The organism is Methyloceanibacter stevinii, from assembly GCF_001723355.1.
GTDB classification, from domain to species: Bacteria; Pseudomonadota; Alphaproteobacteria; order Rhizobiales; family Methyloligellaceae; genus Methyloceanibacter; species Methyloceanibacter stevinii.
On the sequence record NZ_LPWE01000014.1, the window covers coordinates 97,201 to 123,803 of the forward strand.

General features: G+C 63.2%; 35 protein-coding genes. 29 read left to right on the forward strand and 6 right to left on the reverse strand.

The window, feature by feature from the left end; all coding sequences use genetic code 11:
* The 8 genes from AUC70_RS15220 to AUC70_RS15255 all read left to right on the forward strand — a co-directional run bounded on the left by AUC70_RS15220 (nucleotide 1) and on the right by AUC70_RS15255 (nucleotide 7,144).
* Nucleotides 1-1,299, forward strand: coding sequence for an adenylate/guanylate cyclase domain-containing protein (locus tag AUC70_RS15220; protein ID WP_069445636.1), 1,299 nt, complete (start codon nucleotides 1-3; stop codon nucleotides 1,297-1,299).
* Between the two features lie 13 nt (nucleotides 1,300-1,312).
* Nucleotides 1,313-2,017, forward strand: a complete 705-nt coding sequence (gene trmD / locus AUC70_RS15225) for a tRNA (guanosine(37)-N1)-methyltransferase TrmD (RefSeq protein ID WP_069445637.1) — start codon at nucleotides 1,313-1,315, stop codon at nucleotides 2,015-2,017.
* 61 nt (nucleotides 2,018-2,078) lie between these two features.
* On the forward strand, nucleotides 2,079-2,402 hold the full coding sequence (locus AUC70_RS15230) for a c-type cytochrome (protein WP_141702167.1): 324 nt from the start codon (nucleotides 2,079-2,081) through the stop codon (nucleotides 2,400-2,402).
* Nucleotides 2,403-2,541: 139 nt separating this feature from the next.
* Entirely contained in the window at nucleotides 2,542-3,291 is a 750-nt protein-coding gene (rplS, locus tag AUC70_RS15235) for a 50S ribosomal protein L19 (RefSeq protein WP_425283614.1), read from the forward strand.
* 183 nt (nucleotides 3,292-3,474) lie between these two features.
* Nucleotides 3,475-4,878 carry a 3-isopropylmalate dehydratase large subunit gene (leuC, locus tag AUC70_RS15240; RefSeq protein ID WP_069445638.1) on the forward strand — a complete coding sequence of 468 codons (1,404 nt, stop codon included), beginning with the start codon at nucleotides 3,475-3,477 and terminating at the stop codon, nucleotides 4,876-4,878.
* A gap of 41 nt (nucleotides 4,879-4,919) precedes the next feature.
* Nucleotides 4,920-5,678, forward strand: coding sequence for a class I SAM-dependent methyltransferase (locus AUC70_RS15245; protein WP_069445639.1), 759 nt, complete (start codon nucleotides 4,920-4,922; stop codon nucleotides 5,676-5,678).
* 347 nt (nucleotides 5,679-6,025) lie between these two features.
* Nucleotides 6,026-6,433 (forward strand): metallopeptidase family protein, encoded by a 408-nt coding sequence (locus AUC70_RS15250; protein ID WP_069445640.1) that lies wholly within the window; start codon nucleotides 6,026-6,028, stop codon nucleotides 6,431-6,433.
* Between the two features lie 135 nt (nucleotides 6,434-6,568).
* Complete coding sequence (locus AUC70_RS15255; protein ID WP_069445641.1) at nucleotides 6,569-7,144, forward strand: hypothetical protein; 576 nt, start codon at nucleotides 6,569-6,571, stop codon at nucleotides 7,142-7,144.
* Nucleotides 7,145-7,172: 28 nt separating this feature from the next.
* Here the strand turns inward: AUC70_RS15255 and AUC70_RS15260 are convergent, their stop codons facing one another.
* Together AUC70_RS15260 and AUC70_RS15265 are read right to left on the reverse strand one after the other, a co-directional pair.
* Nucleotides 7,173-7,493, reverse strand: a complete 321-nt coding sequence (locus AUC70_RS15260) for a hypothetical protein (protein WP_069445642.1) — start codon at nucleotides 7,491-7,493, stop codon at nucleotides 7,173-7,175.
* Nucleotides 7,494-7,531: 38 nt separating this feature from the next.
* The gene (locus AUC70_RS15265) at nucleotides 7,532-7,927 is read right to left on the reverse strand and encodes a PH domain-containing protein (RefSeq protein ID WP_069445643.1); all 396 of its coding nucleotides are present in this window, start codon (nucleotides 7,925-7,927) and stop codon (nucleotides 7,532-7,534) included.
* 123 nt (nucleotides 7,928-8,050) lie between these two features.
* Between AUC70_RS15265 and leuD the strand changes: the two genes are divergently transcribed.
* Nucleotides 8,051-8,656, forward strand: a complete 606-nt coding sequence (leuD, locus tag AUC70_RS15270) for a 3-isopropylmalate dehydratase small subunit (RefSeq protein WP_069445644.1) — start codon at nucleotides 8,051-8,053, stop codon at nucleotides 8,654-8,656.
* A 124-nt stretch (nucleotides 8,657-8,780) separates the two neighbouring features.
* Here the strand turns inward: leuD and AUC70_RS17275 are convergent, their stop codons facing one another.
* The gene (locus AUC70_RS17275) at nucleotides 8,781-9,236 is read right to left on the reverse strand and encodes a hypothetical protein (protein WP_069445645.1); all 456 of its coding nucleotides are present in this window, start codon (nucleotides 9,234-9,236) and stop codon (nucleotides 8,781-8,783) included.
* 84 nt (nucleotides 9,237-9,320) lie between these two features.
* Here AUC70_RS17275 and leuB point away from each other — a divergent pair, with 84 nt between their 5' ends.
* From leuB to AUC70_RS15290, 3 genes are all read left to right on the forward strand, one after another.
* Nucleotides 9,321-10,427, forward strand: a complete 1,107-nt coding sequence (gene leuB, locus AUC70_RS15280; RefSeq protein WP_069445646.1) for a 3-isopropylmalate dehydrogenase — start codon at nucleotides 9,321-9,323, stop codon at nucleotides 10,425-10,427.
* 5 nt (nucleotides 10,428-10,432) lie between these two features.
* Entirely contained in the window at nucleotides 10,433-11,272 is an 840-nt protein-coding gene (locus tag AUC70_RS15285; protein ID WP_069445647.1) for a hypothetical protein, read from the forward strand.
* Between the two features lie 116 nt (nucleotides 11,273-11,388).
* Entirely contained in the window at nucleotides 11,389-12,417 is a 1,029-nt protein-coding gene (locus tag AUC70_RS15290) for an aspartate-semialdehyde dehydrogenase (RefSeq protein WP_069445648.1), read from the forward strand.
* Between the two features lie 99 nt (nucleotides 12,418-12,516).
* Here AUC70_RS15290 and AUC70_RS15295 read toward each other — a convergent pair whose 3' ends face one another.
* Nucleotides 12,517-13,155: a carbonic anhydrase gene (locus tag AUC70_RS15295; RefSeq protein ID WP_069445649.1), complete on the reverse strand. Its 639-nt coding sequence runs from the start codon at nucleotides 13,153-13,155 to the stop codon at nucleotides 12,517-12,519.
* Nucleotides 13,156-13,601: 446 nt separating this feature from the next.
* Here AUC70_RS15295 and AUC70_RS15300 point away from each other — a divergent pair, with 446 nt between their 5' ends.
* The 15 genes from AUC70_RS15300 to AUC70_RS15355 all read left to right on the forward strand — a co-directional run bounded on the left by AUC70_RS15300 (nucleotide 13,602) and on the right by AUC70_RS15355 (nucleotide 23,688).
* A complete protein-coding gene (locus AUC70_RS15300; RefSeq protein WP_069445650.1) occupies nucleotides 13,602-14,807 on the forward strand; it encodes an NAD-dependent formate dehydrogenase in 1,206 nt (401 codons plus the stop codon).
* 317 nt (nucleotides 14,808-15,124) lie between these two features.
* The gene (locus AUC70_RS18675; protein ID WP_342022688.1) at nucleotides 15,125-15,826 is read left to right on the forward strand and encodes an MFS transporter; all 702 of its coding nucleotides are present in this window, start codon (nucleotides 15,125-15,127) and stop codon (nucleotides 15,824-15,826) included.
* Nucleotides 15,827-15,848: 22 nt separating this feature from the next.
* Entirely contained in the window at nucleotides 15,849-16,526 is a 678-nt protein-coding gene (locus tag AUC70_RS18680; protein WP_342022690.1) for an MFS transporter, read from the forward strand.
* A 2-nt stretch (nucleotides 16,527-16,528) separates the two neighbouring features.
* Entirely contained in the window at nucleotides 16,529-16,666 is a 138-nt protein-coding gene (locus tag AUC70_RS17410) for an MFS transporter small subunit (RefSeq protein ID WP_174202143.1), read from the forward strand.
* A 174-nt stretch (nucleotides 16,667-16,840) separates the two neighbouring features.
* Nucleotides 16,841-16,930 carry a pyrroloquinoline quinone precursor peptide PqqA gene (gene pqqA, locus AUC70_RS15310; RefSeq protein WP_045363338.1) on the forward strand — a complete coding sequence of 30 codons (90 nt, stop codon included), beginning with the start codon at nucleotides 16,841-16,843 and terminating at the stop codon, nucleotides 16,928-16,930.
* A 216-nt stretch (nucleotides 16,931-17,146) separates the two neighbouring features.
* Nucleotides 17,147-17,236 (forward strand): pyrroloquinoline quinone precursor peptide PqqA, encoded by a 90-nt coding sequence (gene pqqA, locus AUC70_RS15315; RefSeq protein WP_069445651.1) that lies wholly within the window; start codon nucleotides 17,147-17,149, stop codon nucleotides 17,234-17,236.
* A gap of 165 nt (nucleotides 17,237-17,401) precedes the next feature.
* Complete coding sequence (gene pqqA, locus AUC70_RS15320) at nucleotides 17,402-17,515, forward strand: pyrroloquinoline quinone precursor peptide PqqA (RefSeq protein ID WP_045363340.1); 114 nt, start codon at nucleotides 17,402-17,404, stop codon at nucleotides 17,513-17,515.
* Nucleotides 17,516-17,756: 241 nt separating this feature from the next.
* The gene (locus AUC70_RS15325; RefSeq protein ID WP_069445652.1) at nucleotides 17,757-18,080 is read left to right on the forward strand and encodes a DMT family transporter; all 324 of its coding nucleotides are present in this window, start codon (nucleotides 17,757-17,759) and stop codon (nucleotides 18,078-18,080) included.
* A complete protein-coding gene (locus AUC70_RS15330; RefSeq protein ID WP_069445653.1) occupies nucleotides 18,077-19,147 on the forward strand; it encodes a MaoC family dehydratase in 1,071 nt (356 codons plus the stop codon). Before AUC70_RS15325 ends, AUC70_RS15330 begins: the two co-directional genes overlap by 4 nt.
* Before the next feature lie 127 nt (nucleotides 19,148-19,274).
* Nucleotides 19,275-19,796, forward strand: a complete 522-nt coding sequence (locus tag AUC70_RS15335) for a superoxide dismutase family protein (protein ID WP_069445654.1) — start codon at nucleotides 19,275-19,277, stop codon at nucleotides 19,794-19,796.
* Between the two features lie 98 nt (nucleotides 19,797-19,894).
* Nucleotides 19,895-20,050: a hypothetical protein gene (locus tag AUC70_RS17280; protein WP_156137327.1), complete on the forward strand. Its 156-nt coding sequence runs from the start codon at nucleotides 19,895-19,897 to the stop codon at nucleotides 20,048-20,050.
* Between the two features lie 155 nt (nucleotides 20,051-20,205).
* Nucleotides 20,206-20,610 carry a succinate dehydrogenase, cytochrome b556 subunit gene (gene sdhC / locus AUC70_RS15340; RefSeq protein ID WP_069445655.1) on the forward strand — a complete coding sequence of 135 codons (405 nt, stop codon included), beginning with the start codon at nucleotides 20,206-20,208 and terminating at the stop codon, nucleotides 20,608-20,610.
* A 2-nt stretch (nucleotides 20,611-20,612) separates the two neighbouring features.
* Complete coding sequence (sdhD, locus tag AUC70_RS15345; protein WP_069445656.1) at nucleotides 20,613-20,987, forward strand: succinate dehydrogenase, hydrophobic membrane anchor protein; 375 nt, start codon at nucleotides 20,613-20,615, stop codon at nucleotides 20,985-20,987.
* Between the two features lie 6 nt (nucleotides 20,988-20,993).
* A complete protein-coding gene (gene sdhA, locus AUC70_RS15350) occupies nucleotides 20,994-22,835 on the forward strand; it encodes a succinate dehydrogenase flavoprotein subunit (protein WP_069445657.1) in 1,842 nt (613 codons plus the stop codon).
* 64 nt (nucleotides 22,836-22,899) lie between these two features.
* Nucleotides 22,900-23,688 carry a succinate dehydrogenase iron-sulfur subunit gene (locus tag AUC70_RS15355; protein ID WP_069445658.1) on the forward strand — a complete coding sequence of 263 codons (789 nt, stop codon included), beginning with the start codon at nucleotides 22,900-22,902 and terminating at the stop codon, nucleotides 23,686-23,688.
* Between the two features lie 93 nt (nucleotides 23,689-23,781).
* Here AUC70_RS15355 and AUC70_RS15360 read toward each other — a convergent pair whose 3' ends face one another.
* Nucleotides 23,782-24,279: a hypothetical protein gene (locus tag AUC70_RS15360; RefSeq protein WP_206599413.1), complete on the reverse strand. Its 498-nt coding sequence runs from the start codon at nucleotides 24,277-24,279 to the stop codon at nucleotides 23,782-23,784.
* Nucleotides 24,280-24,400: 121 nt separating this feature from the next.
* On the opposite strand from AUC70_RS15360, the gene AUC70_RS15365 reads away from it, so the two are divergent.
* Entirely contained in the window at nucleotides 24,401-24,886 is a 486-nt protein-coding gene (locus AUC70_RS15365; protein WP_069445660.1) for a cupin domain-containing protein, read from the forward strand.
* Between the two features lie 45 nt (nucleotides 24,887-24,931).
* On the opposite strand, the gene AUC70_RS15370 is transcribed toward AUC70_RS15365, so the two are convergent.
* Nucleotides 24,932-25,432, reverse strand: coding sequence for a hypothetical protein (locus tag AUC70_RS15370; protein ID WP_069445661.1), 501 nt, complete (start codon nucleotides 25,430-25,432; stop codon nucleotides 24,932-24,934).
* 192 nt (nucleotides 25,433-25,624) lie between these two features.
* On the opposite strand from AUC70_RS15370, the gene mdh reads away from it, so the two are divergent.
* Nucleotides 25,625-26,593 (forward strand): malate dehydrogenase, encoded by a 969-nt coding sequence (gene mdh / locus AUC70_RS15375; RefSeq protein WP_069445662.1) that lies wholly within the window; start codon nucleotides 25,625-25,627, stop codon nucleotides 26,591-26,593.
* Nucleotides 26,594-26,603 lie beyond the last annotated feature (10 nt).

Consider the following 26,603-nt stretch of genomic DNA (forward strand, 5'->3'; position numbering starts at 1 on the left):
ATGACACCCCGCCCCTCGCCGCAAACAAACAGCCCGGCGCCTCGGAGCCCATCCGACTTACCGATCCTCAATCGGCTGGGTCCGCTCCGGCGCTTCGCCGAGATCGGCATTGCGGGCTACCCGCGCGAGACCCGCATCCGGCTCGCCATCATCAATGTGATGGCCCTGCTGATCGCCTTCACGTCACTGACCTATGTGGCGACCTATGCGAGCTTCGGGGCCATGAAATACTGGCCACTGATCGCGGCCAATCTCGTGCTTGTCGCCATCGCGCTGCTGGCGCCGCTTGCCCACCGCATCAACGACGTCGCGGCCATGATTCTGATCTGGGTCGCCGAATATGCCGCGCTGTTTTTCTTCGTGCGCGAGCTCGGTCACAACTCAGGTATCCAGCTGAACTACATCATCGGCGCGGCGGTCGCCTTCGCGATCTGCGGCATCGGGCATATCCGGCTGGTCGTCGCGGCCGTACTGTCCGGCCTCGCGCTCCATCTTGCGGCATGGTTCCTGTACCCGCCCGGCAGCGCGCGCATCGCGGCGGACCCCGCGCTGTTGCATAACCTCTACATCTCCTCCGCCGTCACAACGTTCGGCATCGTGGCGCTGGTGGTTGGCTATGCCCTCAACAAGGCCGACCGTGCCCGGGCCGAGGCCGACCGGCTGCTTGCCAATATCCTTCCCGAACCCGTCATCGACCGCCTGAAGTCGAACCCGGCCGAGCGCATCGCCGACGCGGTGCCGGACGCATCGGTTCTCTTCAGCGACCTCGTCGGCTTCACGGCGCTGTCCAAGGAGCTCGGTGCGGCCCGCACGGTCGAGATCCTCGACGGGCTGGTCACCGAGTTCGACCGTCTCGCGACCGAGCACGGGGTCGAGAAGATCAAGACCATCGGCGACGGCTACATGGCCGTCGCGGGTGTCAGCCGCGCTCAAGAAGATCATTGCCAACGCCTCGCACGGCTGGCGCTCGCCCTGCCGAAAGTGGTGGCGTCCCTGTCGGAGGCCCACGATGTCGAACTGCGCATCCGCATCGGCATTGCCCGGGGTCCGGTCATGGCCGGGGTGATCGGCGCCGACAAATTCTCCTACGATGTTTGGGGCGAGACCGTGAATTACGCGGCGCGGCTGGAATCGCACTCGCTCCCCGGCGAAATTCAGGTCTCGGCGGCAGTCTGCGACGCCCTTGGCGATAGGTTTCTGCTGACAGAGCGCGGGCCCGTCTCCATCAAGGGCGTGGGGACGCGCGAAACATGGTTCCTGATCGAAGAGGCCGGCCCGGCCCCTGAAGCCACGGCATGATTTGGACAGCTCTATGACCTGGAAGGCGACCGTGCTCACCCTGTTCCCGGAGATGTTCCCGGGGCCGCTCGGCTTGAGCCTGGCGGGGAAGGCGCTTGCCGAGGGCGTTTGGCAACTCGACGCGATCGACATCCGCGACTTCGCCCATGACAAGCATCGCTCCGTGGACGACACGCCCGCCGGCGGCGGGGCCGGCATGGTGATGCGCGCCGACATTGCCGCGGCTGCCATCGATGCCGCCAAGGCCGCGGCCCCGGCTGGCACGCCCGCGATCTACCTGTCGCCGCGCGGGACGCCACTCACACAGGCCGGCGTCGAAGTACTCGCCCATGGCCCCGGCGTGATCCTCTTGTGCGGCCGGTTCGAGGGCCTCGACCAGCGCGTGCTCGACGCGCGCGAGATCGAGGAGGTCTCCATTGGCGACTATGTCCTCTCGGGCGGGGACCTCGCGGCCCATGTGGTCATGGACGCCTGCGTGCGCCTGCTCCCCGGCGTTGTAGGCAATGCCGGCACCCACGACGAGGAGAGCTTTGCCTCCGGCCTCCTGGAATACCCCCACTACACCAGGCCGCGGGAGTGGGAAGGCCATGCCATTCCCGACGTGCTCCTCTCGGGCGACCACGAAAAGATCGCGGCCTGGCGCCGCGAACAGGCCGAAGCGCTCACGAAGAAGCGTCGCCCGGATCTCTGGGACTGGCGCCGCAAAGCTAAATCTTGATCGAAGTCAGGGCGTTGCGGGCCTCACGGCCCAAGCTTCCCTCAAAAATATGGAGTTGGGCATGAAATCGATGACGTTGCTTGCTGCCGTGGTGGCGCTGGGCCTGCCGGGCGAGATTCAGGCTCAAGACGCCGATATCGCGGCCGGTAAGGCTTACGCGGAAGCCGTCTGTTCCAAATGTCACGCGGTGCTGGCGGGCGAGGATCTGTCGTCCGAGTTCGGGGCCACGCCCTTTCAGGAGGTGGCCGAAACTCCAGGAATGACCGAATATGCCCTGTCTGTCTGGCTTCAGACCTCCCATCCGACCATGCCCGATATCGTCTTGGAGCAGGACGAGATGCGCAACGTCATCGCCTATATCCGGAGCCTCGACCGCAGGCCTTGAGGGCGCGGATTCCGCCCAAAAACAATCGACAAACCCCAAATCCTGGGGTAGGAAACCTCCGCTGGCCGCCGAGTATATGCCTTGGGCGGCCTAGAGCGTCTGGAAATTTCAGTTCCGGACGAAAGACCAATCAAAAAGAATGGCGTTCGTCCATGGGTCGCAAACGGCCCGGCAGGCGCCCGTGAAAGGTATCGAGATGAACATTATTGCCGAGCTCGAAGCAGAGCAGATCACCGAGCGCCGCAACAAGCGCAGCGTGCCGGAGTTCGGCCCCGGTGACACCGTCCGCGTCAACGTGAAGGTTGTGGAAGGCGAGCGCAGCCGCGTTCAGGCCTATGAGGGCGTGTGCATCGGCCGCGCCGGTGGCGGCATCCACGAGAACTTCACCGTCCGCAAGATTTCCTACGGCGAAGGCGTGGAGCGCGTGTTCCCCATCCACTCGCCGCTGATCGAATCCATCGAAGTGGTTCGCCACGGCCGCGTGCGCCGGGCCAAGCTCTATTACCTGCGTGGACGCCGCGGCAAGGCGGCCCGTATTCCGGAGCGCCGCGATACGCGCACCGACGCCAAGGGCAAGAAGGCGCACGGCTTCAAGGGCTTCACCAAGCCCAAGGGCGAGCCGGACGATCTGAAACTCATCGCCGGCATTACCGAGGATCTCGAGAAGAAGCTGAACAAGCTCGGCGTCACCAAGTTCGACCAGATCGCCAATCTCAGCGATGACGGTATCGCCTATCTCGCCGACAGGCTCTCGCTCGGCAGCCAGATCGAAGACAACGACTGGAGCTCCAAAGCCGTCGCGCTTCTGGCCGAAACCACGGCCGAAGAAGTCCCGGCGATTGAGGACGAACCGGCAGAGTCCGACACGGCTGAAAAAAAGGACGCGTAGCGTCTTTCAAGAAGGATCGGCCGGGCATCGACCCGGCCGCCCCTCTCCAAAAGCCGATGCTTCTTCGGGCGGCTCTCCTAGGCGCCCCTGACGGGTGCCGTCACAGGCTTGCCGCGCAACTGGAATTTCCGGATTTAATCGCCATCTGAGGCGTGGAAGATCCGAAAGGTTGAGTTCAGATCAATGGCAAAGCCCCGCACGCTCTACGACAAAATCTGGGACGAACATCTGGTCCACGAGGCCCCCGACGGGACCAGCCTCATCTATATCGACCGCCACCTCGTCCACGAGGTCACGAGCCCGCAGGCTGAAGGCCTACGCATGGCCGGCCGCGATGTGCGCGCGCCCGAGAAGACGCTCGCCGTGGTAGACCACAACGTTCCGACCACGGACCGGTCCAAGGGCATCGACGATCCGGATTCGGCCACCCAAGTCGCGGCGCTCGCCAAGAACGCCAAGGACTTCGGCATCGACTACTACCATGAGCTCGACAAGCGCCAGGGCATCGTGCACGTGGTCGGCCCCGAGCAAGGCTTCACCCTGCCCGGCACCACCATCGTCTGCGGCGACAGCCACACCTCGACCCACGGCGCGTTCGGCGCGCTGGCCCACGGCATCGGCACCTCCGAGGTGGAGCATGTGCTCGCCACCCAGACGCTGATCCAGCAGAAGGCCAAGAACATGCTGGTGCGTGTCGACGGCAAGCTGCCCGAGAACGTCACCGCGAAAGACATCATCCTCGCCATCATCGGCAAGATCGGCACCGCCGGCGGCACCGGCCACGTCATCGAATATGCGGGCGAGGCCATTCGCGACCTTTCCATGGAAGGCCGCATGACCGTCTGCAACATGTCGATCGAGGGCGGTGCCCGCGCAGGCCTGATCGCGCCCGATCAGAAGACGTTCGACTACATCATGGGCCGGCCGCGCGCGCCGAAAGGCGCCGCGTTCGAGATGGCGAAGGCCCATTGGGAGACGCTGTTCACCGACGAAGGCGCCCATTTCGACGCCGAGATCGTGCTGGACGCGGCGAACCTGCCGCCCATCGTCACCTGGGGCACGAGCCCCGAGCAGGTGGTGGCCATCGACGGCCGCGTGCCGAACCCGGCTGACATAACGGACGACACGAAGCGTCAGGCCGCGATCCGCGCCCTCGACTATATGGGTCTCAAAGGCGGCGAGAAGGTCACCGACATCGCGCTGGACCGTATCTTCATCGGCTCGTGCACCAACGGCCGCATCGAGGATTTGCGCGCCGTGGCGAAGGTGGTCGCAGGCCAGCACGTCAACGAGAACCTGAACGCGATGATCGTACCGGGCTCCGGCCTCGTGAAGCTGCAGGCCGAGGAAGAGGGTCTGGACAAGATCTTCACCGAAGCCGGCTTCGAATGGCGCGAGCCGGGCTGTTCCATGTGCCTTGCCATGAACCCGGACAAGCTGGCGCCAGGCGAGCGTTGCGCCTCGACCTCGAACCGCAACTTCGAAGGCCGTCAGGGCCGCCTGGGCCGTACCCATCTGGTCTCGCCGCAGATGGCCGCGGCGGCCGCCATTGCCGGGCGCTTCGTCGACATCCGCGAGATGCATTAGCGCAGCCGGTTGGATTCACCGCAGCTTATTGGAGAGGCGGCATGACATCGCTGGTCCAGAAGAAGTTCGGTGAGGCGGCAAGCGACTACGCGGCCTGCGCCGTGCACGCGGAAGGCCCCTCGCTCGCCCGGCTCACGGAACTGATCGACCCGCTTCCGACATGGAGGCAGCTCGACATTGCGACTGGCGCTGGCCATACGGCGCTTGCCTTCGCGCCCGGCATCGCCAAGTCGACCGCGTCCGACATCACGCCGGAAATGCTCGCTCAGGTGAAGCTGCTGGCGAAGGAGCGCGGCCTGACGAATGTCGTCACGCGCAAGGCCAACGCCCAGGACCTGCCCTTCCCCGACACCAGCTTCCATCTGGTGACCTGCCGGCTGGCGGCCCATCATTTTCCGAGACCTGAGAAATTCGTGGCCGAGGCCGCGCGCGTGCTGATCCCCGGCGGCGTCTTTGCCCTGGTGGACAATGTCTCGCCGGACGATGCGGACATCGCTGCGAGCTATAACGCGTTCGAGAAGCTGCGCGACCCCAGCCATGGCCGGGCGCTGTCGCTCAAAGAGTGGTGCGCGCTGATCGACGAAGCAGGGCTGGAGCTCCAGTCCGCCGAGGTGATGGATCAGGACATCGGTTTCGAGGCGTGGGTGGAGCGCATGCGCTGCAGCCCGCAGACCGTGGCGCGTTTGCGCGAGATGCTCGACGAGGAGCCCTTGCGGAGCCTGTTGCGCCCGCGCGAGGCCGCGGACGGCCTCACCTTCACCTTGCGCGAAGCGATCGTCCTTGCGGGGAAGCCGGCCTAGCCGTACCCGTCCATTTCGGGTCGGCGAAGAAGCTGCGGGGCTGTAATCCCAGAAGCACGTCCGGCAGGGCCTGGCGGCCCGCGCAATACCCGTTCCAATCGCCACAGGGCGGCCGGCACCAATTGTTCCAGGCGCCGCAATCGGACGAGCATTCCGCGCCGGCCGGGCATTTCTGCTTGGCGTGCGCCGTCCCCGTGGCGGCCAGCGCCAGCAGCGCCAAACCAAGCCATGCCGTTATGTTGCGGGCCGTCATGGTGGCCAATCTACCACACCTCGCCGGATTTCCCGGCCCGGCCCGCGGCCTCCCCTTGCCATGGGCCCGTGGCGCCCTAAATGCACCAAGAACCATGACGCAGTCACACCACCATCGCGTGCCGGATCTCGCCGATTTCGAAGCGGTCGCGAACCAGACATTCGCGCAGCTCCCGGCCACGTTCCGTGACATGACCCAGGAAGTGGTCATCCGCGTCGAGGATTTCCCGGCATCGGAGGTCCTTGAGAGCCTCCACATTGACTCGCCCTATGGGCTTTTGGGCCTCTATCACGGCATCGATCTCACCCGGCAGAGCGTGCTCGATGTCTCGCCGCTCCCGGAGATGATCTTCCTCTACCGGCGTCCGATTCTGGCCTATTGGCAGACCCGCGACGAAGCGCTCGAAGACATCATCGCCCATGTCTTGATCCACGAGATCGGCCACCATTTCGGCCTCTCCGATGACGACATGGAGCGCATCGAGTCGGAGGCGGCGGGCTAACGCATGGGCGGAACCGCACGGAACTTGAGCGAACGCAAAGCGCCGCGACAATCGGTGGTCATTGTCTAGACACCATTACACATCTAAACTGGGACAAGGATGGGGTTCAAAACGACGATATTGGGGTGCTTGCTTTTGGCTGCCGCTGCTCTTACGGCCGCTATAGGCTGGGGCCAGACGGCAACCGCGCAGGAATTCGTCTTCCGCGGCAATCGGGCCCAGGCGCCCAGCGTCGGCCAATACATGAAGCAGGCCGGCCCCCAGACCAAAGAGGTGCCTCACGGCGCGCTGAAGATCGACGACGTGCCGGTCAATTGCGGCACGCGGCCTACCGTGCTGAACCCGAAGTTCGACAGCTGGGGCGGCGCTTTTCCCGGCTTTCTCATCATGAACACCGCCAAGATTCAGGGGCTTTCCACTCAGGTGAAGCTCTACATCTACTCCCATGAATGCGGGCACCAGTTCATCGGCGCCAGCGAAACGAAGGCGGACCTGTTCGCCATTCGCCGCGGCGTGAGGTGGGGCTGGCTCGATGCCCAAGGCATGGAAGAGATCTGTACCTTTATCTCGAAGCTGAAGGGCGACGCGGTGCATCCGGCGGGCCCGAAACGCTGCACGACCATGCGGAATTACTACCGCGAGCTCGTCAATGGCAGCCAACAGGCAACAAGCTCCGGCTTGCAGCCCAATACGCTCGGGCCGTCCAACTAGACGTCCTCCAGGCCGTCATGTTAGCCGCCTAGAAGATCCAGGCGATCATCAGCCAGAAAATCACGAAAAAGATCAGAAACCCGACAATCGTGAACGGCAGTTCGCCGAGAATGGCGTCCCCGCCAGACGCCACCGCCATCACCAAAATGACGGTCAAGGACACGGCGAACGAGATCAGCGCGGCATTCTTCAATCCCAATCCGGCGGAGAACGGATCGCCCGACCCCATGGCCGCGCCCAAATAGTAGAGCCCGCCAAACCCGAGCAGAACGAGCAGGATCAGCGCGACAGCCACGGCGACGAACAGCTTTGTCGCCTCTTTTCGGTCCTGCCGGTCACCCTCGCCCATAAGCCCTCCGATGTGGTTCCCGATGAACGCGCCGCGTTCTAGTCGTCCAACTGTGAAGCCTGCGCCCGGCTGATCGCCTCGCGCACTTCATGGGGCTCTGGCAGTTCGCCGACGGAGAATTCGGGCTCGTCGCCGGCGGTGGCGATGATCACTTCGCCGACACCGAAAATCCGGTTGAGGAAGCTCTGATTGACCTGAACGGAGCGCACATGACGCAGCGCGACTGCAAGCCGCTCCTTGCTCAAGATGCCCTTCTCGTAGAGCAACTCGTGGTCGGTGACAGTCAGCGATGTCGCCTGGCATTTGAGATACCAGTAGAGCAACAGGATGATGCCGAGGCCGAACACGGCAATCAGCAGCACGCAGAGGATGAAATAGAAGGGGCTGGCCCGGAACATCGCCGGATGAGCCTCGTAAATCACCGTGCCTGCCATGCGCTCGATCTCCCCTCAGGTCCTCAAAGCCCGGCCGCACCGTGCCCCGGCAACAGCGCGGGACTGTGACAGTAGAAACTCTGTCCGGAAAGCTCTATATGGCTCTGCGAATAGAGGTTCATCATGGAAAAATTCACGACACTCACGGGCATAGCCGCCCATCTGCCGATGATCAACGTCGACACGGACATGATCATCCCCAAGAATTACCTGAAGACGATCAAGCGCACCGGCCTAGGCGAGGGTCTTTTCGCCGAGCTGCGCTATGATGAGAACGGCACCAAGCACGAAGATTTCGTGCTGCACAAGGACCCGTATACGAAAGCGCAAATCCTGATCGCGGGCGACAATTTCGGCTGCGGCTCCTCCCGCGAGCATGCGCCCTGGGCCCTGCTCGATTTCGGCTTCCGCTGCATCATCGCGCCGTCATTCGCGGACATCTTCTACAACAACTGCTTCAAGAACGGCATTCTGCCCATCGTTCTGCCGCAGGAAGAGATCGCAAAGCTGATCGACGACGCCGAGCGCGGCGACAATGCCCGGCTGACCATCGACCTGGAGGCCCAGGAGATCTCCGGCCCCGACGGCGGCAAGATCCACTTCGACGTCGATCCGCACCGCAAGCGCTGCCTGATCGAAGGGCTCGACGACATCGGCCTCACTATGGAAAAGGCGGCGAACATCGACGCCTTCGAGCAGAAAACCGCCACCGCGCGACCTTGGATCTAGCAGCCATCCCGTCATGCCCGGACTTGATCCGGGCATCCACGATTTCCCTGCAAGCCCGCTAGACGTAGATGGCCGGGTCAAGCCCGGCCATGAAGGCTCTTGGTATGAATCGAGACCTGAGACTTTACTTGAACGGAACGGGATCGGTTTCCTGCTCGACGACCGTCTCGCCGCCACGGGTCACGGTCACCTTCGCGGTGTACTGACCCTTGGGCCAGCCGCCCGCGGGAACGCCCGTCTTGCCCGCCTGAATCAACACGTCGGTGTCGTCCTCGGTGATCTCGTTGACGCTATGCATCAAGGACTCGCCGTCCAGCGTGAGATGGAGCTCCACGCGGTCGCCCTTCTTGGCGTGGGCGACCCAGCCGTAAGCAACGCCGGGCGAATTGAAGCTGGGTGTGGGCAGGAGCATGCGCCGCATCAGCTCTTTCTCATCGACCTTGTGATCGGTGATCCCGAGGCTCACGATCGTGGTCTTGGCCTCGGCCCTGGCCGCCGAATCGTCGGTCTCATCCGCCGCCGCTGCCAGGCTGGACCCGAACGCCAGCGCAAGAACTGTCAATAGCACCCTTGTCAGCATGTCCCACTCCCGCTACCCAAAGCGCCGCCGGACTATTTCCGGCCTTTCTTTAGTGGTGCTTTAGCATAGGGCGGACGCAAATTCATGGCCTCATTCAAACTCTTACTTCTTCCTGGCGACGGCATCGGCACCGAGGTGATGGACGAGGTCACCCGCCTCGTCGAATGGGCGAACGGCACCGGGGCCATCGCAATCGAGACCGAGACGGACCTCGTGGGCGGCTGCGCCTACGACGATCACGGCGAAGCCATTTCCGAGACCGCGATGGAGGCCGCGCACGCGGCCGATGCGGTCATGCTGGGCGCCGTGGGTGGGCCCAAATGGGACGGCGTCCCCTACGACAAACGCCCCGAGGCGGGTCTCCTGCGCCTCCGCAAGGACCTCGAGCTATTCGCCAATCTGCGGCCCGCGATCTGCTACCCGGCCCTGGCCGAGGCTTCGTCGTTGAAGCGCGAGTTGGTGGAAGGCCTCGACATCATGATCGTGCGCGAACTGACCGGCGGCGTCTATTTCGGCGAGCCGAAGGAGATCACCGATCTCGGTAACGGCCAGAAGCGCGCCGTCGACACGCAGGTTTACGAGACCTACGAGATCGAGCGCATCGCCGCCGTCGCCTTCGATCTCGCCCGCAAGCGCGGCAACCTGGTGCACTCCGCCGAGAAGCGGAACGTGATGAAGACCGGCGTGCTGTGGAACGAGGTGGTCACCCAGGTCCACAAGGACAGCTATTCGGACGTGAAGCTCGAGCACATCCTCGCCGACAACTGCGCCATGCAGCTCGTCCGCGCGCCGAAGCAGTTCGACGTGATCGTGACCGACAATCTCTTCGGTGACGTCCTCTCCGACGAAGCGGCCATGGCCACGGGCTCGCTCGGCATGCTGCCCTCCGCCTCGCTGGGCGCCCCCGACGACAACGGCATGCGGCCGGCCATGTACGAGCCCGTGCATGGCTCAGCGCCGGACATCGCCGGCCAAGGCAAGGCCAACCCGATCGCAACCATCGCCAGCTTCGCCATGTGCCTGCGCTACTCTTTCGACCAGGGCGCGCTGGCCGACAGGATCGAAACGGCTATCGCCGACGTGCTGGACCAGGGCTTGCGGACCGGCGACATCGCGCAGGCCGGCTGCAAGACGGTCGGGACTCGTGAGATGGGCGATGCCATCATCGCGTCGTTAAACAATGCCAGTTAGGTGACATGAGACACCCTTCCGCTTGGCTGCCCCTCGCCCTCATCGTGCTCCTCGCGGCGCCGCTTGCCTGGGCCGCGGACGAGACGGACGAGACCGCACCCTCTGCCTCGGAGGGCACGCCGGACACCGGCGCGGCGGCTGACGCAGAGAGCAACGACCCAGACGAAAGCACGGACGCCCCCGAGCCCGAGGCGGCGGACGCAGCGTCTGAAGAAGACGCCACGCCCTCGGAAGACGAGACCGCGATCCCGGACGCACCCGTGCTCGGGCCGCAAGTCAGCTCCAAGATCGAGTTGACGCCCGAGGAGAAGGCGGAGAAGGAAGCCCGCAAGGCCTGCAAGATCGAGATTTGCGACATCATCGCCACGCGCGAACCGATGGGCGAGGACATCGCCTGCGACATCAAGAAGACGTGGCGGGCCGAAAGCCTGACGAAGATGCTCGGCGATCAGTTCTCCTGGCCCTGGGGTAGAGCCGTCTGCCAGTCGAAGCTCAACCTGTCGCGCGCGGATCTAGCCGGCGCCATGCTCGAATCCAACGCCACCATCAAGATGGAAAAGTTCGCGGTCTCCTGCGAGCTGCATACAGGCGAAGGGGAGCCCTACGTCGTCGAGGCGGAACTGGCGCCCGAGGTGACCTTCAGGGGCGGCAAGGCCGTTTCCGCCAGCATCAACTGGGGCGACGTGTCGGCGCCCCTGATGATCTATCCGATCCTCTATGCGGGCACCGGCCTCGACAATCGCTCCAACCTCCTCGGCTCGGAAGTGGTCGAGATGGTCAACGAGTTCACCCAGAAGAAATGCGCCGAGGTCAAAGTCGAACTGCCGGGCCGCCGGGTGAACTAGGTCCCTTGGCGGGGCTTTCGCGGCGGCTTTGACTTTCGCCGCGCCTTCCCATACATCCGCGCCAATACCGCGCGCACGCCGAATTGACCCGCTGTCGCGCCATCAGGAGTACCGGAATGGGTTACAAAGTCGCCGTCATCGGCGCGACCGGCAATGTCGGGCGCGAGATGCTGAATATCCTCGAGGAGCGGGAGTTTCCCGCCGACGAGGTCATCCCGATCGCCTCGCGCCGCTCGGTCGGCCGGGAGGTCTCCTATGGCGACGCACGCCTGAAGTGCCGCGACCTCGAGACCTTCGATTTTTCCGGCGTCGACTTCGCGCTGATGTCGGCGGGTTCGGCGATTTCCAAGGAATGGTCGCCCCGGATTGGCGCGACCGGCTGCGTCGTGATCGATAACTCATCCTGCTGGCGTTACGACCCGGACGTACCGTTGGTCGTGCCCGAGGTGAACCCCGACGCCATCGCCGGCTTCACCAAGAAGAACATCATCGCAAACCCGAACTGCTCGACCGCCCAGCTCGTCGTGGTGCTGAAGCCGCTGCACGACGCGGCCAAGATCAAGCGCGTGGTCTGCTCGACCTATCAATCCGTGTCCGGTGCGGGCAAGGAGGCGATGGACGAGCTCTGGAACCAGACCAAGGGCATCTTCGTGACCGATCCTCCGTCGCCAGAGAAGTTCACCAAGCAGATCGCCTTCAACGTCATTCCCCATATCGACATCTTCCTGGACGATGGTTCGACCAAGGAAGAATGGAAGATGATGGCCGAGACCAAGAAGATCCTGGACCCGAAGATCAAGCTCACCGCGACATGCGTGCGCGTTCCCGTCTTCGTCGGCCACGCCGAAGCCGTGAACATCGAGTTCGAGACCCCGTTCAGCGCCGACGAGGCCCGCGACGTCTTGCGTGACGCGCCGGGCGTCCTCGTGGTCGACAAGCGCGAGGACGGCGGCTACGTGACGCCGGTCGAGTGCGTCGGCGACTTCGCCACCTTCGTCAGCCGCATTCGCGACGACCAAACCGTCGACAACGGCCTGACGCTGTGGTGCGTCTCGGACAATCTCCGCAAAGGCGCGGCGCTCAATACGATCCAGATCGCCGAGACCATGATCGAGCGCGGGCTGCTCGCGAAGAAAGCGGCTTAGGGACTCCCGACGAGACGGCCAGAAAGTGCTGGTCTCTGCCTAAAGAAAACGAACCGAGCGCCGGTTCGTCTAAGACCTCGCGCGGCCGGAACGGTGTGCTCAGGCCTCGACGGTCTCGGGCAAGGGCGAGAACGTGTCCGTGTCCTCGTCGAGCGCCAGGACCACGCCGCTGCCGATGTCGAAATGGAGCCCATGCAGAGCGAGCATGCCCTCGGCTTCCTTGTTTCGCACCGCATCGAACATGCGCAGGTTCGACAGCGACTGGCGCACACCGGCCAGTTCGAAAGCCGTCTCCTCCCCGTGCCTTTCGATGTCGCTTTTCTTGACATCGAGCCCGTCGAGCTGTGTCAGCCAAGTCCCAATGAAATCGGTGTCGTCCGGCTTACCCTTCAGCTTGTCGCGATAGGCGGCCATCCCGCCGCAATGGGAGTGACCGAGCACGATGATGTTGGGAACTTTGAGCACCATGGCCGCATATTCGACAGCCGCGCTCGTGCCATGGAACTTTCCGTCCGGCTGAAACGGCGGAACGAGATTGGCGACATTGCGCACAATGAACAGATCGCCGGGCCCCGCCCCGAAGATCGCCGACACGTCGACGCGCGAGTCGCAGCAGGCAACCACCAGCGCGGCCGGGGCCTGCCCTAAACTGGCGAGCTGTTCATAGCGTCCCTTGTCCGCCGGATGACTGTCGTTCCGAAACCGCCAATACCCATCGAGAAGTTTTTTTGTAAGCACGTTTCTTATCCTTGTTCCGTTCGAACGAAGTTCTCAGTTTGGATCGGGATTGTCTAACCGGAGAACCGTGTCTGTTTAATTGATATTTTCTATCTCAGGAGCCTCTCTGCTTAGAGAAAGCCCGAAACTTCGGATCACTCACGAAAACGTTCCAACGCGGGAGTCCGCTCTCAGCAACGTCGATAGAAAAAGCCGAACGGGCCTTTCGGAATGCCGTCTTGATTGGGCTGGGGCCCGGGCGCGTAATGGACGTGCCGGCACTTCAGAAGCGCACCACAAAACCCGCGCCAACCGGCAAAAGGAAACGCGGTCCACCAACCGAATTTCAGTTCCGGTTTTGGGACCCCCAACGCGCGACATGTCTGGCGCGTCGTACATCTCCGCTTGTGGGCGCTTGCGGGACGTCCACGAGCGCCCAGTCATGTCGCCTCTAAAGGAGCGCCGATATGGCAAAAGTTCTCTGTGTACTCTACGACGATCCAATTGACGGCTTCCCGCCGAAATATGCCCGCGACAGCATCCCCCACATCGCGGGCTACGCGGACGGGCAGACCGCCCCGACACCCGATGCCATCGACTTCACGCCCGGCGAGCTGCTCGGCAGTGTCTCCGGTGAGCTCGGATTGCGCAAATTCCTGGAAGCCAATGGCCACGAACTCGTCGTGACGTCCGACAAGGACGGCGCGGATTCGACCTTCGAGAAGGAACTCGTCGATGCCGACGTGGTCATCTCCCAGCCCTTCTGGCCCGCTTATCTGACGGCGGACCGGATCGCCAAGGCGAAGAACCTCAAACTGGCCCTGACGGCCGGCATCGGCTCCGACCATGTCGACCTGCAGGCCGCGATGGACAAGGGCGTCACCGTCGCCGAGGTGACCTTCTGCAACTCGATCAGCGTCGCCGAGCACGTGGTCATGCAGATCCTATCGCTCGTTCGCAACTACATCCCGTCCTACCAGTGGGTGGTGAACGGCGGCTGGAATATCGCCGACTGCGTCGAGCGGTCCTACGACCTGGAAGGCATGGAAGTCGGCACGGTCGCCGCGGGCCGCATCGGCCTTGCAGTGCTGCGCCGCCTGAAGCCGTTCGGCGTGAACCTGCACTACTACGACAAGCACCGCCTGCCTGTTGATGTGGAGGAGGAACTCGGGCTGACCTTCCACCCGAATGTCGAATCCCTCGCCAAGGCCTGCGACGTCGTCACCATCAACTGCCCGCTCCATCCCGAGACGGAGCATCTGTTCGACGATGCGATGATCGGCAAGATGAAGCGCGGCAGTTATCTCGTGAACACCGCGCGCGGCAAGATCTGCGATCGTGACGCCGTGGTACGCGCTCTCGAGAGCGGCCAGCTCGCGGGCTATGCGGGCGATGTCTGGTTCCCGCAGCCGGCGCCCAAGGATCACCCGTGGCGCACCATGCCGAACCACGGCATGACGCCCCACATCTCGGGGACGTCGCTCTCGGCACAAACGCGCTATGCCGCCGGCACGCGCGAGATCCTGGAGTGCTTCTTAGCCGGCAAACCGATCCGCGATGAGTATCTCATCGTTCAGGGCGGCGCCCTGGCCGGCACCGGCGCACACTCCTACACCGCCGGCGACGCCACCGGCGGCTCCGAGGAAGCCGAGAAGTACAAGAAGGCAAGTTAAGCGCCCCTGATCGACGCAATCGGGGCGCGCGGCCCCGCGCTCTTCTCCCTGGTGCAGGCAGCCCCCTGACACCTTCCGGAGCGCGGGGCCTTTTTTCGCTCCCCGACCCCGAGCGTCACAGTGTTGAGGTGGGACATGCAGCACGTGCGAACGCGGGCGTTCCGTCACATCGGCGTCATAATCGCGCCGGGTCGCCCGGGTCGATGGCAAACAGCGTCGAAACATGCTCCTGGCACTTGCGATAAGCACCAAGCCCGTTCAGAGTAGCCGCCAATAAGCGCACAAATGCGCCATTCAAACGGGGGGAGTGTCCACTTATGACGACCGCAGCGAGCGCGGAATCTGGAGGCGTGTTCGGCTGGCTCGACCGGTCGCACACCGTGGCGAAACCGGGCTTCAGCCGATGGCTGGTTCCGCCGGCCGCACTTTGCGTGCATCTTTGTATCGGCCAGGTCTACGCGTTCAGCGTGTTCAACCTGCCGATGACCAAGCTGATCGGCATCACCCACTCCGCGCCGGACGACTGGAAGCTCACCCAGCTCGGCTGGATCTTTTCTCTTGCGATCGTCTTCCTCGGACTCTCCGCGGCCTTCACCGGCACCTGGCTCGACCGCGTGGGCCCGCGGCGGGCCATGTTCACCGCCGCCTTGTGCTTTGGCGGCGGTTTTCTGATCTCGGCGCTCGGCATCCATCTGCATCAGCTCTGGCTGATCTATCTCGGCTATGGCGTGCTCGGCGGTTGCGGCCTCGGGCTCGGCTATATCTCTCCGGTGAAGACGCTGATCACCTGGTTCCCCGACCGGCCCGGCATGGCCACGGGCATGGCCATCATGGGCTTCGGCGGCGGCGCGATGATCGCCTCGCCCCTGTCCGTATGGCTGATGAAGTACTTTTCCAGCCCGACCGATGTGGGCGTCATGGGCACCTTCGTCACGCTCGGCATCATCTATCTCGTCTTCATGATGATCGGCGCGGCCTCGTACGCGTGCCTCCCAACGGCTGGTTGCCCGAGGCTATGAGCCGCCCGCGCAGCCGAAGAAGATGGTCACCACCGCCCACGTCCATGTGGACGAGGCGCTGAAGACACCGCAATTCTATCTGCTGTGGGGCGTGCTCTGCCTGAACGTGACAGCCGGCATCGGTGTGCTTGGCCAGGCCTCGGCCATGAGCCAGGAGATGTTTCCAGGGCAGATCACGGCCGCGGCCGCGGCCGGCTTCGTCGGCCTCTTGAGCCTGTTCAACATGGCCGGGCGCTTCTTCTGGGCCTCGTCCTCCGACTTCATCGGGCGGCGTAACACCTACATGATCTTCTTTGCCCTCGGCATGGTGCTCTACGCCCTCGTGCCCTGGACGGGACAGATCGATTCCATCGTCCTTTTCGTCGCCTTGTATGCCGTGATCCTGTCCATGTATGGCGGCGGGTTCGCCACCATCCCCGCCTATCTCAGGGACGTTTTCGGCACGCGTTATGTGGGCGCCATTCACGGGCGGCTCTTGACCGCCTGGTCCGCGGCCGGCGTGTTCGGGCCGGTCCTGGTGAACTACATCCGCGAATACCAGATCAATCACGGGGTGCCGAAGGCGGACGCCTATTCGGTCACCATGTACATCATGGCGGGGCTTCTCTTCGTCGGGTTCATCTTGAACTGGCTGATGACCCCCGTGGACCACAAGCACCACATGACCGAAGAAGAACTCAAAGCGTCGATGGAGACTTGAGAATGACCGAAACAACCCATCACGAGACCGTCTCGGGCGCCAACAAGGTCAAGCTGGTCCTGGCCTGGACGCTGGTCGGCATTCCGCTTCTATGGGGGGTGTTCAACACGCTGGCCAAGGCGGCTTTGCTGTTTCAATAGCTGTCAGAATCTGACAGAACGTCGCAGATGACTGCGGTCGGGAAAGCACAACATGCTGTTTTACAAGGATAATTCCTGTAAGAATCTGTTAATGCGGCAGTCATGCGGTTCTCATCCGCGATCGCCATTATCTAGGGACGATAACGTTCACCGAACGAACTCAAGGAGACGACCATGAAAGAGTGGCTGAAGCCCGAGATCACCGAGTCCGAAGCTGGCATGGAAGTTACTTCCTACCTTCCGGCTGAGCTCGACCGCGCTTAATTAGCGCTGATCTAGCCTAGTTTTCGAAAATGGCGGTCCTAGCGATATGCGGGGCCGCCATTTTTGTATGCGCGACTGGTTGTCGTCTTACTGCGCCGCTCGATCGTGACTGCCGGCAGCACCCTTAATCTGTTCAGATTGTTTTCATTGACGCGTCATGCGCCGCTCATCCAAATTGTCGCACCCTAGGGTATCGTTTAACGAAAGGAGACGACCATGAAAGAGTGGCTGAAGCCCGAGATCACCGAGTCCGAAGCTGGTATGGAAGTGACTTCCTACCTTCCGGCCGAGCTCGACCGCACTTAATTAGCGCTGATCTAGCAAACCACGAATGGCGGCTCTCGCGATGGCGGAGCCGCCATTTTTGTTTGCGTATTGGGCTCCGCGAGCGCCCCACCGCTGTTCAGATAGTTTTCATGCACGAGTCATGCGGTTCTCATCCACCATCCCCATTATTGTAGGACGACTTCATTGATTGAACCGAAGGAGACGATCATGAAAGAGTGGCTGAAGCCCGAGATCACCGAGTCCGAAGCTGGCATGGAAGTGACTTCCTACCTCCCGGCTGAGCTCGACCGCGCTTAATTCGCGCTGATCCAGTAAAGTTTTCAAAAATGGCGGTCCCAGCGATATGCGGGGCCGCCATTTTTGTTTGTGGCGGCTGTTATTGCGAGGCCGCAACCGCGACACCCTCCATGGAGGGTGACAGACCCTCCCCCCGAAATTATGGTCCCACGGCGCTGGACGCCTCTCGCTGCCCCAAGGCGCCGAGAGCCCAGCCGGCGCACCGCGCGATTGGTCGCAAGAAGCAAGAGGGACCCCTGCCATGCCCTGGGTGTATCTTATCGCCGCCGGGCTCTTCGAGGTCGGCTTTGCCTCGACGCTCAAACTCACCGACGGTTTCACGAAACTCTGGCCGACTCTGATTTTCACCGTCTGCATCGTTCTTTCGTTCGTCCTTCTCAACAAGGCGGTGAAGGATCTCCCGATCGGAACCGCCTATGCGATTTGGACGGGGATTGGCGCTGCGGGCACTGCCATTATCGGGATCCTCGTCTATAAGGAGCCCGTCACGGCGCTGCGCCTGTTCTTCATCGCGACGCTGATCGGTTCCATCATCGGATTGAAACTCGCAACAACGACCACATGACCCAGACACCAAAGATCGACCGCACCGTTACCGGAAACTATTTCGAGGACTTCAAAGTCGGCGAGGAGATCGTGCACCCCACGCCGCGCACCGTCACCGTCGGCGATGTCAGCGTCTACACGGCGCTCTATAGCGGCCGCTTCGCCGTGCAATCCTCGGACGCCTTCGCCCAAAGCATCGGCTATCCGCGCTCGCCCATCGACGACACGCTCGTCTTCCATTTCGTCATCGGCAAGACGGTGCCCGACGTGTCGCGCAACGCCATCGCCAATCTCGGCTATGCGGAGTTCCGCTTCCTCGCGCCGGTCTATCCGGGCGATACCATCGCCTCGACCTCGGAGGTCATCGGCGTCAAGCAGAACTCGAGCGGCAAGAACGGCACGGTCTATGTGCGCACCACGGGCCGCAACCAGAAGGGCGAGCCGGTTCTGTCCTTCGCACGCTGGGTCATGGTGGTGAAGAAGAATCTCGACCTGCCCGCGCCCGAGACGGTGATCCCGGAGCTCGACAAGGAGATCTCGCCCGACACGCTCGGCAAGGCGCTGCCGCCCCTGAAGCTCACGGTCTACGACTACGCGCTCGCCGGCTCCCCGCGCCGCTGGGGAGACTATGCGGTGGGCGATAAGATCAACCATGTGGACGGTCAAACGATCGAAGAGGCCGAGCACCAGATGGCGACGCGGCTCTATCAGAACACCGCGCGTGTGCACTTCAACCAGCACCGTGAATCCCAGGAGCGCTTCGGTCGCCGCCTCGTCTATGGCGGCCACATCATCTCGATTGCGCGCTCGCTCAGCTTCAACGGCCTCGCCAACGCTTTCCATATCCTGGGGCTCAACGGGGCGCGTCACGCCGCGCCGTCCTTCGCGGGCGACACGATCTACGCTTGGAGCGAGGTGCTGGACAAAGCCGAGCTTCCGGGCCGGTCGGATGCGGGTGCGCTGCGCCTGCGCACCTTTGCCGTGAAGGACCGCGACTGCGCAGATTTCCCCGGCGTGAAGGAGGACGGCAAGCTGGAAGACGGCGTCGTGCTCGATATGGACTACTGGGTCGCTCTGCCGCGCTAAAGCAGCCGTGCCAGAGGGCGGCGCGCGATCGCGCCGCCTCCCTTAGGCCTCTCTCTCTCGTTAGAGTGATGCCTAAGTTCAATAGGCCTCAGTGATGTGAGGCGCCGCCCTGAAGGAGATTTCCGCGATGAAGAACCTGTTCCGTATTGCCGCCCTAGGAGCCGTCACGGTCACCCTCGCTACTCCGGCCTTGGTTTCTCCGGCGTCGGCGGCGGAGACGGCCAAGGCAGTCCTGCAGAACCCGGACGGCAAGGAAGTCGGAACGGTGACGCTGACGGCGGTGCCCTCGGGCGTTCTGCTCGATGCCGACCTGACGGGGCTGCCGGAGGGTACGCACGCCTTCCACATCCACGGGACGGGCAAATGCGAGGCGCCGGACTTCAAATCCGCCGGCGGGCACTTCAACCCGGAGGAAGACCAGCATGGCCTCAAGAACCCGGCTGGTCCCCATGCGGGCGACATGCCCAATATTCATGTTCCGGAGAACGGCAAGCTGCACATCGAAGTGCTGAACCAGATGGTGAGCCTGCCGGGCCTTCTCACAGGCGAAGGCACGGCCATCGTGCTCCATGAGCAGGGCGACGACTACGTCTCGGACCCGGCGGGCGATGCCGGACCCCGGATCGCGTGCGGCGTCATCACCGAATAGGCCGTTGTCCCCGTCACAATTCGTTAGTGTAAACCTTATGTAAAAGTTTTCGGTCCCATTCTTGAGCCTCTTAGTTCCGCGACTTGGGGGAGTTGCCCATGGCTTGGGAAGGACCGTACGACGGCATGATGGGGGGCGTTGCCTACATCGTCGGCTCTCACGTTTGGGAGTCGCTCGACGGCGGCCAGACCTGGATCATGTCGAAGTTCGTCGACGACGAAGAAGCGTGCTACGAAATCGCCAAGCCCGCTTAGAGACTTGAATCTGCTTAAAGTTTAGAGCCTTCGGCGCGTGCACCGCGCGCTTCGGCAGCATCGGCCCTGGGTCAAAGGGCCCAGGCTGTCGCGATTGCCCCTGTCTTCTCTGTGCGTTATGACAAGACCAGACTGGGCAACACATACAAAAACCAATGACAGATAAGCTTGGGGCGGAGCGGCCTCTTTCTCCGCATCTGCAGATCTACCGGCCGATGCTGACGATGATGATGTCCATCGCGCATCGCATCACTGGCGCGGGATTGGCCGTCGGCTTCGCGCTGCTGACCTGGTGGCTCGTGGCCGTCAGCATGGGCCCGAGCACCTATGCCTATGTGCAGGACTTCTTCGGGAGTTTTCTTGGCCGCGTCCTGCTCTTCGCGTTTACCTGGGCCCTGATCCACCACATGCTGGGCGGCATCCGCCATCTCATCTGGGATACCGGCGTCGGGCTCGACAAACGGACGATCGAGATTCTCGCACTGGCGACCATCATCGGCTCGATCGCGCTGACGGTCCTCGTCTGGATCCTCGGCTATTGCTACCTGGGAGCCCACTAGCCATGGCAACGCCGCTTAAACGCGTCCGCGGCCTCGGCGCCGCCCACCACGGAACGGAAACGTTCTGGCGCCAAAGGCTGACGGCCGTCGCCAACGTGCCGCTGGTGATCTTCCTGATCGCCTTCATCGTCCGCAATGCCGGCGCGAGTTACACCGACGTGAAGGCCTGCCTCGCGAACCCGGTGGTCGCCGTCTTGATGCTGGCGCTGATCTGGTCCGCCGCGGTCCATATGAGGATCGGCTTGCGGGAAATCATCGAGGATTACCTCCACCACAAGCTCTGCAAGACCGCCTCGCTCATGCTCGCCACCTTCTTCTCTGCGGTGGTCGCCATCGCCTCGACCCTCGCCATTTTGAAAATCAGTTTCGGAGGCTGATGCGAAATGCCTCAAGACGCTACGCTCAACACGCCGCACAATGCCGTCAGTGTGAACGGCCGAGCTTACGAGATCACCGACCACGCCTATGACGTCATCGTCGTGGGCGCCGGCGGTTCGGGCCTGCGCGCCGTGGTCGGCGCCAGCGAGGCGGGCCTGCGCACGGCCTGTATCTCCAAGGTCTTTCCCACGCGCTCGCACACGGTCGCGGCCCAGGGCGGCATCGCCGCTGCGCTCGGCAATATGGGCCCGGACGACTGGCGCTGGCACATGTATGACACCGTGAAGGGGTCGGACTGGCTCGGCGACCAGGACTGCATCGAATATCTCTGCCGCCATGCGCCCGAGGCCGTCTACGAGCTGGAGCACTGGGGCGTTCCCTTCTCCCGCACCGAGGACGGCAAGATCTTCCAGCGCGCCTTTGGCGGCATGACCACCGAGTTCGGCAAGGGCCAGGCGCGGCGGACCTGCGCCGCCGCCGACCGCACGGGCCACGCACTGCTCCACACCATGTACGGTCAGGCGCTGCGCCATTCGGCGGAGTTCTTCATCGAGTATTTCGCCATCGACCTCATCATGGACGACGAAGGCGCCTGCCGCGGCGTCATCGCCATCAACATGGCCGACGGGTCGATCCACCGCTTCCGCGGGCATCAGACGATCCTCGCGACGGGCGGCTATGGCCGCGCTTATTTCTCCTGCACCTCCGCCCACATCTGCACCGGTGACGGCAACGGCATGGTGCTGCGCGCAGGCCTGCCCCTGCAGGACATGGAGTTCGTGCAGTTCCATCCCACAGGCGTCTACGGCGCCGGCGTGCTGATCACCGAAGCGGCCCGCGGCGAAGGCGGCTTCCTGCGGAACTCCGAAGGCGAGAAGTTCATGGAGCGCTATGCGCCCTCCGCCAAGGACCTGGCCTCACGCGACGTGGTCTCCCGCGCCATCACGATCGAGATCCGCGAAGGCCGGGGACACGGTCCCGACGGCGAATACATGCATCTGCATCTGGACCATCTGGACCCGGATCTGATCGACGAGCGCCTGCCGGGTATTTCCGACCTCGCCCGCATCTTCGGCGGTGTCGATGCCCGCAAGGAGCCGATCAAGATCATTCCGACCTGCCACTACAATATGGGCGGGATCCCCACCAACATGCACGGCGAGGTAATCGCGCCGAAGAACGGCGATCCCGACGCCATTGTGCCGGGGCTCATGGCCCTCGGCGAAGCGGCTTGCGTGTCCGTCCACGGCGCCAACCGCCTGGGCTCGAATTCGCTGATCGACCTCGTGGTCTTCGGCCGGGCCGCCGGACTGCGCTGCGCCGAACTCATTCCGAAAGGCTCGGCCATTCCGGAGCTGCCGAAGGGCGCGGGCGAAGCCTCGATCGCGCGGTTCGACGGGTTCCGTTACGCCGATGGCGGCACGCCCACCGCCGAACTGCGTCTCGCCATGCAGAAGACCATGCAGCGCGACTGCTCGGTGTTCCGTACCGAGGAAGTGCTCGAAGAAGGCGTAAAGGGCATCAAGAAGGTCTGGGACGACGCGGCGGACATCAAGGTCACGGACCGGTCGCTCATCTGGAACACGGACCTGATCGAGACGCTGGAATTCGACAACCTCATCTCTCAGGCGGCCGTGACGGTGCAGGGCGCGCTTGCCCGTGAAGAGTCCCGCGGCGCCCATGCGCGCGAGGACTTCCCTAAGCGCGACGACACCAATTGGATGAAGCACACCCTGTCCTACGCCGATTACGGCACGCACACGGTGAAGCTCGATTTCCGCCCCGTGCATACCTACACGCTGTCGAACGAGGTGGCTTACATCGAGCCGAAAGAGCGGGTCTACTAGAGACGCGCGTCGAACGTGGGTCAGGCCGGGGGCAAGTCCGGCCGGCGCAAAGGAAGAAGCTGAGATGGTTGAATTCGCACTTCCCAAGAATTCGAAGATCAAGAAGGGCAAAGAGTGGAACCCGCCCGCCGCGGACGCCGAGCCCGGCCGCTGGCGCGAATACCGCGTTTATCGTTATGACCCGGACACCGGCGAGAACCCGCGCGTCGACACCTATTGGGTGGACATGAACGAGTGCGGACCGATGGTTCTGGACGCGCTTCTATGGATCAAGAACAAGGTCGACCCGACCCTCACCTTCCGCCGATCGTGCCGCGAGGGTGTCTGCGGCTCGTGCTCGATGAACATCGACGGCACCAACACGCTGGCTTGCACAATGCACGCGGAAGAGGCCAGGGGCGCGGCCATCGCCATCTATCCGCTGCCGCACATGCCCGTGGTGAAGGATCTCGTGCCGGACATGACGCAGTTCTATGCGCAGCACCGGGAGATCGAGCCTTGGCTCAAGACCGACAGCCCGACACCGCAGAAGGAATGGCGCCAGAGCCATGACGACCGCGAGAAGCTGGACGGGCTCTACGAGTGCATTCTATGTGCCTGCTGCTCGACCGCTTGCCCGTCCTATTGGTGGAACGGCGACCGCTATCTCGGCCCGGCCATTCTTCTGCAGGCCAATCGCTGGGTCGAAGACTCCCGCGACGAACGCACGGGCGAGCGGCTGGACGATCTGGAAGATCCCTTCCGGCTCTATCGCTGCCATACCATCCTCAACTGCACCAAGGCCTGCCCCAAGGGGCTGAACCCGGCGGCGGCGATTGCCAATCTGAAGCGGAAGATGGTCGAGCGGATGTAAGCGCCACTGCGCCCGCGCCGGTCTCAATCGAAAATGTGTTGCGGAAAGCCCGGTTTCACCGATTTTTGTCGGGCCGGGCTTTTTTCGTCAGGCCTATTTCGGGCAGCGCGGCAGCGAGAAGGTGCAGGTCGGCGTCCCCTCGCGCTTCATCTGCGCTTGCTTCTCGGGGTCTTTCTCCGCCTGCCAGGCATAGGGGCTGCGGCCTTCCTTGTGCGAATAGTTCACGCGGATCAGGTTGCCGCCTTGGAAGGTCAGGCTCGCGGTGCAGGTGGCGTCCTTGGGCGTGCCGCCCGGAACCGGCCCCGCACCCTTGTAGTGATAGATAAGTGTTTCGGCGCCGCCGCTGGCCGGGATCTGCGAGCGCGGCTGACCGGCGCATTGGAGGACCTGCTGCTTGCTCATGCCGATATAGGGCTTGCCGTAGTCGACCCGCGTAAGATCCTGGATGGCCTGTTCAGGACCGGAGAAGCCGCCACCGCACCCGGAGGCAAACACCGTCAGCCCCGCCACCAGCGCGGCGCGCCAACCACGTCGTGCCGAAAATGCTTCCCGTGCTGCGCCTAGAGTTTCGCGAAATGCGCCCAAGTTCATGTCTTCCCATAAGCCTTGAACACGCCGTAGCGCTAGATTGCGGGCGCTTTGCGGCGGGGGCAAACGCCCGTAGCCCACAGAAATCCTTAGGCCCTGACGGCTCCCGGGCTATTCTGCCCCAATGACCCTGACGAAAGCCACCCGCGCCGTTGCCGTCGCGTTTGTCCTCCTCGTGCTTGGGTTCGGCGCACCCGCCGTTCAAGCACGCGAGCCGGGCGCACCGCCGAAAGTCCAAGCCGAGCACATTGCGACGGAGCCTCTAGCCACCGACCCCGACAAAGAAGTCGATATTCAGATCTATACCTTCCCGCCCCAAAGCGCGGTGCCCTGGCACATTCATAAGGACGCGGTCGAGATCGAATACGCGCTTCACGGATCGATCATGCTCGAGGAGGAGGGCAAGCCCCCTTACGAGGTCGCCAAGGGCAAGACCAACGTGCTGGCGCCGAACGTGGTCCATCGCGGCTGGAACCCGAGCAAGACGGAGCCCGCAACGCTCTACGTGGTTCGGATCAAGCCCAAAGCGGCGCCACTCGCGACGACCGTTCCGGCACCGGCCGAGACAGCCGGCGCGCCCGCGGCAAGCAAGTATCCCGAAGACGAATAGGGTTGGTGACGGGTCGTCAGCCTGCGGCCCATCGTGAGCGCCCGGCTAGCCCGTATCGCTCCGCCTGAGCAGCGCGTTGAGCCCGGCCGCCCAGGCGAACGCCACGACGACCCAATAGAAGATCTTGGCGGACGTCCCCAACTGCATCCCGAGCGCCGACCCCTCGAACGTGCCGAAGCCGGCGACAACGGTGTAGAAGGCGGCAAAGGCGAGGACGAAGGCCGTGGCATGGCGCGGGCGGAAGAAACCGATCAGGGAGCCGGCAGCCCCCCACACCAAATTGACCAACGCTTGAAGCGGGTTCAGCCTGAAGCCGGGCGGAAAGCTGTTGGGATCGGTGTCGAACCCGTACACGGCATAGGACACGAGCATGATCCCGCCGAGAGCCAGGAAGTAACTGGCGCAGCGCGCAGCCCACACCACCAGCGGCAATGGCGGGGTCGCATCGAGTTCCTCGTCCGTGGGCGCGCGACGCTCCTCGTCGGGTCCGGGCCCCGAGCCGGAATCCGGCCCGGAACCGCTCTTTGCAGGGTGGTCGCCGGTCATCGTTTCTCCGGGATGTGCATCTCCCGACCGAGACTAACCCCTAATGTGGCTGACTGCGAACCAAAGATGCAGGCGATTGTCATCGCAAACTTGCGCGCAAGGACGATTACATCTAACCATCAAAAGATGTCGTAGCGGTTGGAAAAAATGACGGCGCGGCCTCCAGGACCGCGCAAGTCGGGAGGGATAGTCATGGCGCGTAATAAAATTGCTTTGATCGGTGCTGGCCAGATCGGCGGCACGCTTGCTCACCTTGCCGGCATCCGGCAACTGGGCGAAGTGGTGTTGTTCGACGTCGTGGACGGCGTTCCGCAAGGCAAGGCCCTCGATCTGTCCCAGTCCGCACCGGTGGAAGCTTACGCGCCCAAGTTCAAGGGCGCCAACGAATACGCCGAGATCAAAGACGCCGACGTGGTGATCGTCACCGCCGGCGTCCCGCGCAAGCCCGGCATGAGCCGCGACGATCTCATCGAGATCAATCTGAAAGTGATGGAGCAGGTCGGTGCGGGCCTGCGAAAATATGCGCCCGAAGCCTTCGTCATCTGCGTGACCAACCCGCTCGACGCGATGGTCTGGGCCCTCCAGAAGACGAGCGGCCTCCCCCGTAACAAGGTGGTGGGCATGGCCGGCGTGCTGGATAGCGCGCGCTTCCGCTACTTCCTGTCGGAAGAATTCGATGTGAGCCCCCAGGACATTCACACGATGGTTCTCGGCGGCCATGGCGACACCATGGTGCCGCTGATCCGCTACTCCTCCGTGGCGGGCATTCCTCTGGCGGACCTCATCAAGATGCGCTGGATCACCCAGAAGCGGCTCGATGAAATCGTGCAGCGCACCCGCGACGGTGGGGCCGAGATCGTCGGCCTTCTGAAAACCGGGTCGGCCTATTACGCCCCCGCCGCAGCGGCGCTCGACATGGCCGAGTCCTACCTCCACGACAAGAAGCGTGTGCTCCCCGCCGCCGCCTATCTCAACGGCGAATACGGCGTGAAGGGCATCTACGCCGGTGTTCCCGTGATCATCAGCGCCAAGGGCGTCGAGCGCGTCATCGAGCTCGACCTCACCTCCGCCGAAAAGGACGCGCTGTTGCATTCGGTTCAGGCGGTCAAGAACCTGGTGGAGATCTGCCAGCGCATCGCCCCCAATCTCGCAGCCTCTTAAGTCCACACAC